13 protein-coding genes are annotated in these 12,764 nt (G+C 68.4%); 2 read left to right on the top strand and 11 right to left on the bottom strand.

The window, feature by feature from the left end; translation table 11 throughout:
- Window positions 1–413: 413 nt before the first annotated feature.
- The 10 genes from QZX93_RS25575 to QZX93_RS25530 all read right to left on the bottom strand — a co-directional run bounded on the left by QZX93_RS25575 (window position 414) and on the right by QZX93_RS25530 (window position 8,873).
- Window positions 414–671, bottom strand: a complete 258-nt coding sequence (locus QZX93_RS25575) for a hypothetical protein (RefSeq protein WP_295391301.1) — start codon at window positions 669–671, stop codon at window positions 414–416.
- A 19-nt stretch (window positions 672–690) separates the two neighbouring features.
- Entirely contained in the window at window positions 691–2,337 is a 1,647-nt protein-coding gene (locus tag QZX93_RS25570; RefSeq protein WP_295391299.1) for a complex I subunit 5 family protein, read from the bottom strand.
- The gene (locus QZX93_RS25565; protein ID WP_295391297.1) at window positions 2,334–3,890 is read right to left on the bottom strand and encodes a proton-conducting transporter membrane subunit; all 1,557 of its coding nucleotides are present in this window, start codon (window positions 3,888–3,890) and stop codon (window positions 2,334–2,336) included. Before QZX93_RS25565 ends, QZX93_RS25570 begins: the two co-directional genes overlap by 4 nt.
- Window positions 3,883–4,191, bottom strand: a complete 309-nt coding sequence (locus tag QZX93_RS25560; protein WP_295391295.1) for an NADH-quinone oxidoreductase subunit K — start codon at window positions 4,189–4,191, stop codon at window positions 3,883–3,885. The genes QZX93_RS25565 and QZX93_RS25560 overlap by 8 nt, the downstream gene beginning before the upstream one ends.
- Window positions 4,188–5,120, bottom strand: a complete 933-nt coding sequence (locus QZX93_RS25555) for a hydrogenase subunit MbhD domain-containing protein (RefSeq protein ID WP_295391293.1) — start codon at window positions 5,118–5,120, stop codon at window positions 4,188–4,190. Before QZX93_RS25555 ends, QZX93_RS25560 begins: the two co-directional genes overlap by 4 nt.
- Complete coding sequence (locus QZX93_RS25550) at window positions 5,117–5,422, bottom strand: monovalent cation/H(+) antiporter subunit G (protein ID WP_295391291.1); 306 nt, start codon at window positions 5,420–5,422, stop codon at window positions 5,117–5,119. The genes QZX93_RS25555 and QZX93_RS25550 overlap by 4 nt, the downstream gene beginning before the upstream one ends.
- Window positions 5,419–5,718: a monovalent cation/H+ antiporter complex subunit F gene (locus tag QZX93_RS25545; protein ID WP_295391289.1), complete on the bottom strand. Its 300-nt coding sequence runs from the start codon at window positions 5,716–5,718 to the stop codon at window positions 5,419–5,421. The genes QZX93_RS25550 and QZX93_RS25545 overlap by 4 nt, the downstream gene beginning before the upstream one ends.
- The gene (locus tag QZX93_RS25540; RefSeq protein ID WP_295391287.1) at window positions 5,711–6,244 is read right to left on the bottom strand and encodes a Na+/H+ antiporter subunit E; all 534 of its coding nucleotides are present in this window, start codon (window positions 6,242–6,244) and stop codon (window positions 5,711–5,713) included. Before QZX93_RS25540 ends, QZX93_RS25545 begins: the two co-directional genes overlap by 8 nt.
- A 102-nt stretch (window positions 6,245–6,346) precedes the next feature.
- Window positions 6,347–7,813, bottom strand: a complete 1,467-nt coding sequence (locus QZX93_RS25535; RefSeq protein WP_295391285.1) for a GntP family permease — start codon at window positions 7,811–7,813, stop codon at window positions 6,347–6,349.
- 4 nt (window positions 7,814–7,817) lie between these two features.
- Window positions 7,818–8,873 (bottom strand): patatin-like phospholipase family protein, encoded by a 1,056-nt coding sequence (locus tag QZX93_RS25530; RefSeq protein WP_295391283.1) that lies wholly within the window; start codon window positions 8,871–8,873, stop codon window positions 7,818–7,820.
- A gap of 339 nt (window positions 8,874–9,212) precedes the next feature.
- Here QZX93_RS25530 and QZX93_RS25525 point away from each other — a divergent pair, with 339 nt between their 5' ends.
- Both QZX93_RS25525 and QZX93_RS25520 read left to right on the top strand, forming a co-directional pair.
- Complete coding sequence (locus QZX93_RS25525) at window positions 9,213–9,893, top strand: VTT domain-containing protein (RefSeq protein WP_295391281.1); 681 nt, start codon at window positions 9,213–9,215, stop codon at window positions 9,891–9,893.
- 60 nt (window positions 9,894–9,953) lie between these two features.
- Entirely contained in the window at window positions 9,954–11,633 is a 1,680-nt protein-coding gene (locus tag QZX93_RS25520; RefSeq protein WP_295391279.1) for a Na/Pi cotransporter family protein, read from the top strand.
- Between the two features lie 492 nt (window positions 11,634–12,125).
- Here QZX93_RS25520 and QZX93_RS25515 read toward each other — a convergent pair whose 3' ends face one another.
- Window positions 12,126–12,638, bottom strand: coding sequence for a hypothetical protein (locus QZX93_RS25515; protein WP_295391277.1), 513 nt, complete (start codon window positions 12,636–12,638; stop codon window positions 12,126–12,128).
- Between the last annotated feature and the right edge of the window lie 126 nt (window positions 12,639–12,764).

Genomic DNA, 12,764 nt, shown 5'->3' with positions numbered 1-12,764 from the left:
TGTTGACGCTCGCGATCGGTTACGAGGACAGGCGCAGGACGAAGCAAGGGCATCGAAAAAACCAGAGTAGATCACGAAGTTTGCATCTTACAACGCGCTCTTCAGAAACGGTATTAGGATTTTCATCCTGCGGTACTAGTGTGCTAGGTTCCATTAGCATACTAATGTACCAGACTGAAAAAATCCAGGCCGTAACACCATATTTCGCCCGCCGCTACCGCACCCCGCCGCAATCTCGCTCCTAACTCCGCCCGCGGGCCTCGTGGCGCAACGCGCCGAACAACTGCGTGACGCTGCTGGAGGGGTGTCACCAGCACGCTGAGGTTCAACAGCCGGCATCATGATCAAGGCCCGTTAAGGCGTCACCCATCGACTCGGCCGCCTTGCGCTGCCGGGCGGGATGAAACGCTGACTCAGGAGCCCGCCGGGAGATTGACGCATTTCAACAGTGCCTTGAGGCGCTCGACCTCGGCGAGGGCGACCTCTTTTGCCTGTCGCTCGGCCTCCAGTGCTTGCCGCCCTGCCTCCAGTGCTGCACTTTGTTCCTCAAACGCCTGCTGGATGGAGCGTCGTTCACGTTCGATGCAACTCTGCTGACGCAGGAAGTCCTGTCGCGATGCATAGGCTGCATAAGCGATTTCTCTTTCGGAAAACGGCTTCAGGGTATTCATGGCTCGCCTCATTGCTGTGCTAACGGGTACTGGCCAACATAGCGCCCCACAGGACCAGCGCCAGCACCAGCAGTAACACCCCGGCGACCGGCCACCGCCGCAGCCAGCCGTCCGCATGTTCGATGGCGTCGCCCACGGCGGCGGCCACGCGCCCCGCATTGCGCAAGAGCACCAGGAGGTCGCCCTCCGGCACCTTGGGCAGGTGCGCCCCCCAACGGCGCAGCCCCAGGGCCAGCAACCCGCCGATCAGAACCGGCCAGAGTCCGCCCCACAGCGTGGCCCAACCTAAAGCGTGGGACCAGGGTCCGAGTCCGCCGAGCGGGGCCAGGACCCAGGGCAGTCCCAGTGCGGCGAGGCACATGACCCACCAGGGCCAGACGAGTCCAGGGGCTGCCGCGGCCCCCGGTTCAGGTGCCGGGTTGGCGGCGACCCGGTGCAGGAAGTGGGACATCAGGAGCGTGGAGCCGATCGCCGACAGGGTTCCGAGCCACCCGACCAGGCCATACCCGAGCACCGGCTTGACCGCCAGCTTGGCGAGAAAGCCCCCGGTCAGCGGCAGGCCGCCGAAGCCCAGTGCCAGGAGCCCAGCCGGCACCAGCACCGGCCAGAGGCGCCGGGCGTCGGTGGCGGCGACCACCCCCACGGCGAGGAAGAGCGCGCCCTTGGCCAGGAGGTGGTGGGCGGCGTAGAAGGTCCCTGCCGTCACCGCCGTGCCGTCGCCGGCCGCGAGCCCCAGGCCGAACACGGCGGCCACGAGCCCCATCTGGCTCGCGGTGGAGTAGGCGAGCACCGTCTTCGGGTTGGCCTGGGTGATGCCGATCAGCACGGCGTAGAAGGCGGTGCAAAGCCCGATCGCGGTCAGCGCCTGGCCCCAGTCAACGAGCCCGGCATCCCAGGGCAAGAAGCGGATCAGGCCGATGATGCCGGCCTTGACGATGACGCCGCTCAGCACCGCCGAGGCCGGCATCGGGGCCGCGGGGTGGGCGATCGGCAACCAGACGTGCAGGGGCACCAAACCGGCCTTCAGACCGAAGCCGGCGATCAGGAGGCCGAGCGTCAGGCCGCACCAGGGCGAACCCGGCAGGGCGGCCACCACCGCGCCGATCGCCAGGCTGTCGCCCGGGCTCGCCACCGCCAAAAGGACGAAGGCCAGCAACAGAAAGACCTCCCCCAGGACCGCGAGCAGCAGGTAGACGACCCCAGCCCGCCGGGCGCGGACGGTGCCGTCGTGGGCCACCAGCCCCCAGGCGGCCAGGCTGACCAGGGCAAAGGTCAGATAAAAGCTCAGCAGATCGGCGGCGACGAAGACGCCCAGGCTGCCGGTCAGGGTCAACAACCAGAACACGGCAAAGCGCCCGCCGTTGGGCTTGCCGCGCAGATAGGTTGAGGCATAGGCGCCGGCGGCGCTCCACAGCAGCGCCGCGACCCCCAGCAGCAGGGTGCCGGGTCGATCCAGTGCCAGGCCGATCTGGAGCCGCCCCGGGTCCAGGATCATGGGCGCGGTCTCACCGGTCCCCAAGAGCGCCATGACCGCCACCACCAGGGCCGGCAGCGGCGCCAGCACCAGCAGGCCGAGCATCCGCTCCCGCACCGGCCGCCACAGACAGGCGAGTAGGGTCAGGACCGGCGTCCCCAGCGCGGCGACGAGCAGACCGGACTGGGTCACGGCAGCCCGATCCCGGTCGCCCCGAGGCGCCCGATCTGTACTAATCCGAAGGACGACAGCGGCACCAGCCCGAGCACCACCGAGCAGAGGGCCAGTCCCAGCACCACCAGTTCCCGGGAGCGCTCCACCGGTTTGACCAGGGTCAGGGGCGGGCCGCGCGTCGACAGCGCCGGGGCCAGCACGCGGAACAGGTAACCACCGGTGAGCAGCCCCCCGGCCAGCATCACCAGGGTCCACCACCATTGACCGGTCTCGATGGCGGCAGAGAGGAGCAGCCATTTGGCCGCGAAACCGCCGCTCGGCGGCAGCCCCATCAGCGACAGGCCGGCGAGCGCGAAGGCAAAGACGGTCATCGGCAGGACCCGGCCGAGACCGCCGAGCCCACGTACTTGATCATGGCCCAGCGCCCCGGCGATCAGGCCGGCGGCCATGAACATGGCGGCCTTGGCAAAGGCGTGTGAGACCAGTTGCAGCACGCCCCCGGTCCAGGCGCCCGGGGCCTGGACCAGATCCAGGGCGGGTGCCGCCGCGGGGCTCGCGACCAGCGGGAAGACCAGGAACAGATAGCCGATCTGGGCCAGGGTCGAGTAGGCGATCAGCATCTTGAGTCGCGCCTGCCGCAGGGCCAGTATCCCGCCGAACAGGATCGCCGCGGCGCCCAGGGTGGCCAAGACCTGCGCGGCCAGGTGTGTCAGCGGGTCGGGCATGACATCGAACCAGAGCCGCAGGATCAGAAAGAAGGACGCCTTGACCACCAGCGCCGAGAGCACGGCGCTCCCCGCCGCCGGGGCCCCGGCGTGGGCGGGTGGCAGCCACAGGTGCAGCGGAAAGAGTGCCGTCTTGGCGAGCAGGCCCGCCGTCATCAGGGCAGCGGCGGCCAGGGCGGCCGGCGCGATCGGGTCCCCGCTCGCCAGCCGGGCGGACAGCAAGGCGATATCCAGGGTGCCATAGGCCCCGTAGAACAGCGCCCCGCCGAGCAGATAGAGCACCGAGCCCAGCAGGGCGAAGAGCAGATAACGCAGCGCCGCGGCAATGGTCTGCGGGCTGCCGCGCAGACACACCAGGGGCACCGCCGCGAAGGTCAGCAGTTCCAGGGCGACATAGAGATTGAACAGGTCCTGGCCCAGGAAGACGGCGTTCAGCCCCGCCCAGACCGCCAGCAGCAGGGTCCAGAACGCGAGTGGCGCGCGCGCCTCGCGCGCCCCGGACGGGACGCGGAAGTCGGCCCGGGCATAGAGCCCGACGGCGCAGAGCACCACCGCCGTGGTCAGCAGCAGCGTGGCGGAGAGCCCATCCGCGTGCAGCGAGACCCCGAGCGGCGGGGCCCAGCCGCCGAGGTCATAATGCAGGGTCGCGCCCTGGTGAAGGACCGCCGCGGCGATGGCGACCGCCACCCCGAGTCCAATCGGCAGGGTGGCCAGTACCACCCGCTCCGCGTGACGCCCGCCGAGGACAAACGCCAGCATCAGGGCGGCTACCGGCAGCATCAGGGCCGTCACCAGGAGTGGGGCGCCCCAGGCCGCCGGCGGGGTGAGGGTGAACAGGCTATCCATCGGTGTCCAACGAATCCCGCCCGGTCTCCTGCACCAGCCGCCGCAGCAGGGCGACCGCGAGCACCGTGGCCGCAAAGGCGACCACCAGGGCGGTGATGATCAGCGCCTGGGGCACCGGATCGCTGCCGATTCCGGCCGCGGCGCCGCGGCGCGCGATGACCCCGAACAGCAGGAGCACGCCGCTGCCCAGCAGGTTGAAGGCCAGGATCTTGCGCAACACCCCGGGCTGGACGATCAGGCCGAACAGTCCCAAGCCCACCAGTGCCGCGCCGCAGAGGCCGAAGAGCGTCACGCTGCTCATTCGCGCGCTCCGGGCGGACCCGCGAGCAGCAGCCCCAGGGCCACCGCGATCGACAGGGTCAGCGCCGCCTCAATGGCCAGGATCAACGGCTTGGCATCGGCCGCCGGATAGGCCAGGAAGGCCCCGCCCAACCAGAAGCCGGCCACGCCGATGGCGAGAAAGAGCGCCGGCCCGGCCACCAGCAGCAGCCGCACCCCACGCCCGCCCACACGCGGTGGACGGGTCAACCCAGCCACCAGCGTCAGGACCCACATGGCCGCGAGCACAGTGCCGCCCTGGAAGGCACCGCCGGGGGCGATGGCCCCGGTCCAGAACAGGTGGACGCCCACCAGGAGGCCCAGCGGCGGCAGCACTTGGGCGAGCAGGACGAGGGCCGCACCCGGGTTGGCCGCGCGCAACGCGTCCGGTCGTCCGCCCCAGTCCTCATCCCGGGCCAACGACCATAAGCCGATCAGGGCGAGCACCAGCACCACGGATTCGAGCAGGGTGTCGATGGCGCGGTAGGCGATGAGCACGCCGGTGACCGGATTGCCGAGCCCGAGTGTGGGCAGGGTGGCCGTCGCCACGGGCGCCAGGGTCGGCCCCGGCACCGGCAGCAGCAGGACGACGGCAGCGAGTCCGGCCGCGACCGCGGCGCTCACCACGCCCGCGGCGAGCCGCAGCCCCCACCCGGGGCGGGCGGCGGCTGCATCGCGGGGCAGGCGCGCGGCGGCCCCGAGCAGCAGGACGCCCGTCAGCCCGCTGCCGAGCGCCGCCTCCGTCAGGGCCACATCCACGGCGGCCAGGCGCACCCAGACGAGCGCGACCAGGAACCCATAGGCCATGAAGCCAATCACCGCACCAAAGGCCGTGCGGGCGATGGTGGTCCAGACCGCCAGCCCCAGGATCAGCAGGGCCAGGCCGGCATCGGCGGCCAGCGCGAGGCTCATGGGGGCGGCTCCCGGCCGCGCGCGTGCGTCCAGACGGCGTGCCCCAACAGCGGGCCGACCGTCGCCCCGGCCAGCAAGGCGAGCAGCCACAGCGCGATCAGCTTGAGTCCACCGAAGGGCCAGGCGACCTGCGGCAGCAGGCCCAGCACCACCAGGCCCAGGCCCAGGTTGTCCGCCTTGGTCAGGGCGTGCAGGCGGGTCAGGGTATCCGGGAAGCGCAGCAGACCGACCGTGCCGGCGAGAAAAAACACCAGGCCCAGGACCACCGCCACGATGGTGAAGACGTTGAGGGCGAGGGTCATTCCGGCTCCTGAGCCGGCGGGCTAGCCGGTTCGGCAACGACGTCCGCGGGCGTACGCTGGGTCACGAAGGCCACCGCGGCGAAGGCGGCGAGCAGCGCCAGCACCAGGGCCAGGTCCGTCACCCCCGCGGTGTCGGTCGCCACGCCCAGCAGCAGCAGCGCCGCAACGCCGCCGGTGCCGAGCAACTGCGCCGCCGACAGGCGGTCTGCCGGCGTCGGCCCACGCAGGATCGCCACCAGGCCCAGGGCGACCGTCCCCAACACGCAGAGCGCGGCGACGAGCAGAAACTCAGACATCGGTCGCCTCCTCGCCGCAGACGGCGATCATGAGCGCCTCGTCCCTGGCCAGCCCGTCGGCCACCGGCTGGCGCAGGTCGAGACAGTGATAGACCAAGGCGCCCCGCGAGTCAGTCCCGACCGGCAAGGTCCCAGGGACCAGGCTGGTGAGTGCCCCGAAGAGCGCCCGCCGCGGCCCGGGCGGGGGCCGCGCCGGATAGACCAGATAACCGGGTTGCAGGGACAGCCGCGGGGCCAAGGCGCGCCGCGCCACATCGATCCCACCGACGATGGATTGCCAGAGAAAGCGCAAGACGAGTCGTCCCAAGGCACCGAGCCTGAGCCGCCCCGGGGTCGGCGCCAGCAGGTGCAGGCTCGCCCAGGTGGCCGCGGCGGCGGCCAACAGGCCCACCACGACATCGGCCACGGGCGCCGCGGCCGGATTGGACCAGCCGGGGCCGGCGAGCAGCAGCCAGCAGCCGAAAAAACCGGTCCCGCGGGCCGCTGCGGCGCGGGCGATCGATGGTGCGGCATCTGGTCTGGTCATCGCTCCCCCCGTGGAAAGACTCGTCGCTCCGGCTGGCCGCGGCGCGCACAGCGCCGGTCGCGTCGCGGCTGAAGCCGCTCCCACCAGGACGCTGCCTGACTTCTAAAAAGACCCGAACAGGGTCCCCAGCACAATGACCGCCGCCAGCGCGATGATGGCACCGACGATGGCCACCATCACCATATCCATGTAGCTCTCCTTGTGGGTCGAGCCGCAGACCGCGAGCAGGGTGACGACGGCACCGTTGTGCGGCAGGCTGTCCAGCGTCCCGGCGCCGATCACCGCCACCCGGTGCATCAGGGCCGGGTCGATCCCGTACTGGGCGGCAAGCTGCAGGTACTGAGCGCCGAGCGACTCCAGCGCGATGGTCAGTCCGCCCGAGGCCGAGCCGGTGAGTGCGGCCAGCACGTTGGTCGAGACCGCGAGCGACACCAGCGGGCCGCCCTCGATCCCCAGCACCCAGGCGCGCACCAGCTCAAAGGCCGGGAGTGCGGCCACCACCGAGCCGAAGCCGACCAGGCAGGCGACACTCACCACCGGCAGCACCGAGGCATTCAGGCCCGCATCCACGCTCTCGCGCAGGCGCGGCAACCGCTTCCAGTTCAGCGCCAACAGGGTCAGGATGGCCGCCGTCAGGGCCACGACCACCGACCAGATCCCGCTGACCTCGGCCGGCGAGGTGGGGCCCCAGCGGTCCTGCGCCAGATAGTTGAGGTCCAGTTGCGGCAGGACCAGCAGGCTCATCGCCAGGTTGACCCCCACCACCACCAACAGCGGCAGGAAGGCCAGGAACACCGGGGGCAGGTCGGCGCTGACTTGGCCGTGGTGAATCTCGGCCGGATCGAAGCTGCTCGCCACCGTGGCACGCCCGCGCACCAGTGGGTCCTCGGCCGCCGCGTCTGCGGTTCGGTCGGGGGTGAGGCCCAGGGTGCCCCCGTAGCCGATCCCGGCCCGACGGGCCGACGCCACCCCGCGGCCCAGCCACCACAGACCGAAGCCCAGCATGATCAGTGCGGCGATTACGCCAAGGCCGGGGGCGGCGAAGGGCGTGGTGTGAAAGAAGGGCATGGGGATGGCGTTTTGCACCGCCGGGGTCCCCGGCAGCGCGGACATGGTAAAGGTGGAGGTCCCGAGTGCGATGGCCGCCGGCATCAGTCGGCGTGGGATGTTCGCATCCCGGAACAGCGACTGGGCCATCGGGACCAGCACGAAAAAGGCGACAAAGAGGCTGACGCCGCCATAGGTGACCATGGCCCCGGCCAACACCACCGCCAGCACCGCGTGACGCGCGCCGAGGCGCTCACCCATGAAGCGGGCGATCGACTGCACCGACCCGCTGTCCTCCATCAGCTTGCCGAACAGTGCGCCGAGCAAAAAGATGGGGAAGAATTGGCGCAGGAAGCCGGCCGCCCCGCCCATAAAGGTCTGGGTCCAGTGCGCCAGGAGCGGTTCGCCGGCAAACAGCGCGGCGATCAGGGCCGCAACGGGCGTCAGCAACAAGACGCTCCAGCCGCGATAGGCAAGCCAGATGAGGAGCGCCAGCCCCAGTAGAATTCCAATCAGGCCCATGGCGTTAGATCCCTTCCAGCAGATAATCGATATCGAAGGTGGCGCGGTGACCGAGGTCGGCGCCATGCTGCTCCAGGAAGGTCTCCGCGCACTTGCGGCCCTCGTCGCGCAACATGCACAGGAAGGCCCATTCGGCATTGAGCTTGGACGAATAGCCGAGATCGACCATCGCCGGGCTCGCAATCCGGTGCAGCCGCATCGCGGCCCACAGGGCGCCCTCGCTCTGGCCCGGGTCCGCCACCTTGCGCAACAGGGCCATCATGCGCAGTTCCTTGAGCAAGGGGGCATTGAAGGAAATCTCGTTCTCGCGATTGAGGATATCGCGGGCCGAGCGCGGCGTGCCTGGGCGTTCCACCGGATTGATCTGGATCAGGATCGTATCGTCGGCGCTGCATTCACGCACCAACGAGGACATGGTGGGATTACCGGAGAAGCCGCCGTCCCAATAGGCATCCCCGTCGATCTCGATGGCCTGAAACATCATGGGCAAACAGGCCGAGGCCAGCAGTGCATCGGGCGTCAGGTCGGCATTGCGGAAGACGCGCGGACGGCCGGTCCGCACATTGGTGGCATTGACGAAGACCTTGATCGGGGACTGTGCCAGCCGCTTGAAATCGATTGACTTGGCCAGGATCTCCTGCAATGGATTGAAGCCGCCGGGGTTCAGGTCATAAGGCGAGAACAGGCGCGCGGCCAAGTCCATGGTGAGGAAGGCCGGTGAGTTGTCCATCGTCCAACTGCCCATCAGGATATCCAGGGGGCTGCGGCGCAATGGGCTCAACAGGGCGCCATCAGACACCCGTTTCCAAAAGCGCTCCAAGGCGGAGCGCGCGCCCGCGGCCCCGCCCTCGGCGTAGCCGTCGCTCAACACCGCGGCGTTCATGGCCCCGGCCGAGGTACCGGAGAGCCCGTCGATTGAGATCCAAGGCTCTTGCAGGAGTCGGTCCAGAACCCCCCAGGTGAAGGCCCCGTGGGCGCCGCCGCCCTGCAAGGCAAAGTCGACTGAGACCGCTTCGCGGTGGGTGGCGGCTGCGGCGGAAGTTGGGGCGGAAGCGGTCATCGATCCTCCTGACGAGTGCTAGAGTCCACAGGTTGGGTAGACAGGCGTGTGCGGGCAGGCACAGGCAATCGGCGGCGGGTACCCACGGCACCCGTCCGAATCCCAGATGGCCGGCAATTTATCATTTAGGATGGGTGGCGCCAAGCCGGGCAAGGCCGCGCCCTTAGGGTCCGCTGTGCGGACCAGCGATCGCGCCGTGTGCAAGGCGGTCGGCCACCGGCGCCTTGGCGCGACACCGCTGGAACGGTGTCGCACGTGGGGGTGGGATGTGCCGGTCGGGACGATGGACACCCTGGGCCACCCCTTCTTTACTTAAAAGCTTTAGCATAATGTGTGATTATGAAACGACTTGCCCTGCTGCTCCCCATCGCCGCCCTGATCCTGGCCTTCTTTATCCTGGGTCTACACCGACACCTGACGCTCGCGGCCTTCCAGGAGAGCCACCACGCCTTTGATGCCTGGTATGGGCAACACGCCCTGTTGGTGACCGGCGGCTATGCGGTCATCTTCATGCTGGTGACCCTGTTCCTGCCGATCACTGCACTGATGACGGTGGTCGGCGGTGCCCTGTTCGGATTTTGGAAGGGCGCGCTGGTGGCCTCCTTTGCCGCCGCCCTGGGCGCGACCCTGGCCTTTTGGCTCTCGCGTTTCGTCCTGCATGACACGGTGCAGCGCCATTTCGGCGAGCGGCTGGTCGCGGTCAACGCCGGCATGGCCAAGGACGGGGCCTTTTATCTGCTCTCACTGCGCTTGATCCCCGTCATCCCCTTTTTCATCATCAACCTGGTCATGGGCCTCACGCCGATCCGGACCCGTACCTTCTATTGGGTGACGCAGCTCGGCATGCTGGCCGGCATCCTCATCTATGTGAATGCCGGGACCCAACTGGCGGAGGTGGAGAGCCTCTCGGACATCTTCTCGCCAGGTCTGATCGGCTCATTGGTCCTGCTGGGTCTCTTCCCGCTGCTGGCCAAGCACGGCCTGGGGCTGCTCCGCCGTCGGCTGGGGCACGGCGACTGAGTCTCATGGATTATCAAAGAATTTCCGATTCGCATTGCCAATCGAAACGAGAGGTTGAATATGACTGAACTGGACCCCTTGACGATGACCATCGGGCTGCTCGGCGGGCTCGCGCTGTTCCTGTACGGCATGGAGAAGATGACCGACGGGTTGAAGGCCGCCGCCGGTCGGCAGATGAACACGCTGTTGGCCAAGCTGACAGGTAACCCGGTCTTGGGTGCCATCACCGGGGCCATCGTGACCGCGGTGATCCAATCGTCCTCGGTGACCACTGTACTCGTGGTGGGATTTGTGAGTGCCGGGCTCATGACCCTGGTGCAGTCGGTCGGGGTGATCTTCGGTGCCAATGTGGGCACCACGGTGACGGCGCAGATCGTGGCGTTCAACACGACTGCGCTGGCCTATCCGCTGATCGCCATCGGTTTTCTCATGGGCTCCGTGTGGAAGCAAGGCGTCGCCCGCCACTATGGCGCCATGTCGATGGGGCTGGGTCTGATCTTCTATGGCATGGCGGTGATGGGCGCGGCCATGTCGCCGCTGCGCACGCACGAGGGCTTTGCGCACCTCCTGCAATCCCTGCAGAACCCGGTCCTCGGGATGCTGGCCGGCGCGGCGTTTACGGCGCTGGTGCAATCGTCCTCGGCCACCATTGGGCTTACGGTGGTCATGGCGACCCAGGGGCTGCTGTCGCTGCCGGCGGGTATCGCGATCCTGTTCGGGGCCAAGATCGGAACCGGGATCACGGCGATCCTGGCCGCGATCGGCAAGCCACCGGATGCCAAGCGCGCCGCCGCCGTGCATGTCCTGTTCAATGTGTTGGGTGCCCTGATCTGGCTGCCGTTCATCGCTCAACTCGCGGGGCTCGCCGAGCTGGTTTCGCCGGTGGCGGCGCATCTGCAGGGAGTGGATCGGCTTGCCGAAGAGGTGCCACGCCAGATCGCCAACGCCGCAACCATGTGGGCCACTGCCAACACCTTGATCTTCCTGCCGTTCGCCGCGTTGTTTGCAAAGATGGCCAGCAAGATCATCCCCGACCGGCCGGTTGAGCAGCGGGTCATCATCCGCCCCAGGTATCTCGACGATGCATTGATCCGGATGCCATCGATGGCCTTGGAACGTGCGCGCATGGAGCTCGGGCACATGGGTGAGCTCACCGATGAGATGCTGGCGAAGGTCAAGTCTGCCTTTGAAACCGGGAATCTCAGCGAACTGTCGCGGCACTATGACCAAGTCGTGGTGCTGCGCGAAGCGGTACTCACCTATCTTCAGCACGTCGGCCGTGGCGAGCTCAGCGATGTCGAGGCGGACGAGCATGCACGGCTGGTTGCTGCCACCGGCGACATCGAGAACCTGGGCGCGGCCATCAGCCGCGAACTGGCACCGCTGGCCCGCACCCTGAAAGAGGCGGATATCACCCCGTCGCAAGAAACCGCCGAGTTGCTGAAACATCTGTTCAAACGGATACAGGAGTCAGCGCATGCCGCGCTGCGGGCACTGGTGGAGCGTGATGAGCGGGCGGCGCAGACCGTTGTCGCGAATCGCGAGGCCATTCTGGAACTCACTGCCGAGTTGCACCGACAACAGGCCGCGCGTCTCATTCAGGACGACCCGGATCGCCTGCTCAAGCACCGCGTGCAGATCGAGATACTCGACAAGCTGCGCCGCATTTATAGTGTGGCTGAAGACATGGCGCTCTCGGTGCTGCCACGGAGCGTTCTCGTCGGGGAACTGTCTATCTAGTCTGCTGACGCCGTAACCCCCTGCCTGGCTGGTCCGGCACGGGGCCGTGGAACGCGCAATCCGGCTTAACCTTGCGAACATGATAGTAAGGCAAGCAGCCTCCAACCAGGAAGGTGTCAGGATCGATTCAATCAGCCGAGTAGGGTCCGCTGCGCGGACCGCATCGCGCGCCGAACCAACCGAAGAAGGTTCCGCGTCGCTGACTCGACCGGGTGTTCTACGGAACCAGGAATGGACGACAGGCCGAGATGGCTACCGCGTCCCGGGGCCAGACGGTTCCGGCTGGTCGGCGAGCAATCGCTTCAGCCGCTCGTTCTCGGCCAAGGCTTCGTCCTTGGCGGCCCGCTCCTGCCTCGCGCCGACGCTCCAGCGTCCCGGCGCTGGGCGCTGGGTGTTACGCGACGCTGGAGCGTCGAGACTTGCTCCAACGCTTGCGCGTTGGAGCCAGAACAACAGGCGTGACACCGCGCAGCGGTGTCACGAGGTGAACAATCAACCCAGCGCCGCGAGCAGTTCGGTGGCGATGGCGGCCAGGGGCTCGGGCAGGGTTGGGGGGGCGGGGGTGGTGCCGGCGGCGATGGCCTGCAGGAAGGCGGCGTAGGTGGGGAGCGGGTCCGGGTAGTTGGCGAGCTGGGCCAGGGCCTCGGCGGCGTCCGGGGGCAGGGGCTGGCCCTGGGCGCGGGCCTGGTAGACGGCCTGGGCCAGGGCGCCGAGTGCCTGCATCGGCTCGCGGTGGCGGGGGTCGGCGGGGTCGATGGCGGCCGGGCCGGTGTCGCCACCCTGGTCGCCGGCGTCGCCACGGGCGCGGCGGTCCATCTCGGCACGCTTGGCCGCGGCCTTGGCCTGCCACTGGTCCGCGGTGGCGGCGTCGCCGCGGGCGCGGGCGATCTCGGCGAGGCTGGCGTAGACCTTCCAGTGCTCCGGGTGGTCCAGCGGCTCGTAGATCGCCAGTGCCTGCCGGGCCTCGGCCTCGGCCCGGTCCAGGTCGCCGCCCCTCTGTGCCAATGTAGGTGAGACAGCACCCCCCGGTTAAATTACTGTAGGGCGGTCTGAAGGAGATCACCGATGGCAACGCATGTGAAACACGTTCTGGTCGACGCGCTGGGGGAGGAAACGCAGGGAGCCCGTAGG

This window comes from uncultured Thiodictyon sp., from assembly GCF_903946935.1.
Taxonomy (GTDB): Bacteria; Pseudomonadota; Gammaproteobacteria; order Chromatiales; family Chromatiaceae; genus Thiodictyon.
This window is presented reverse-complemented; position numbering and strand designations above follow the sequence as displayed.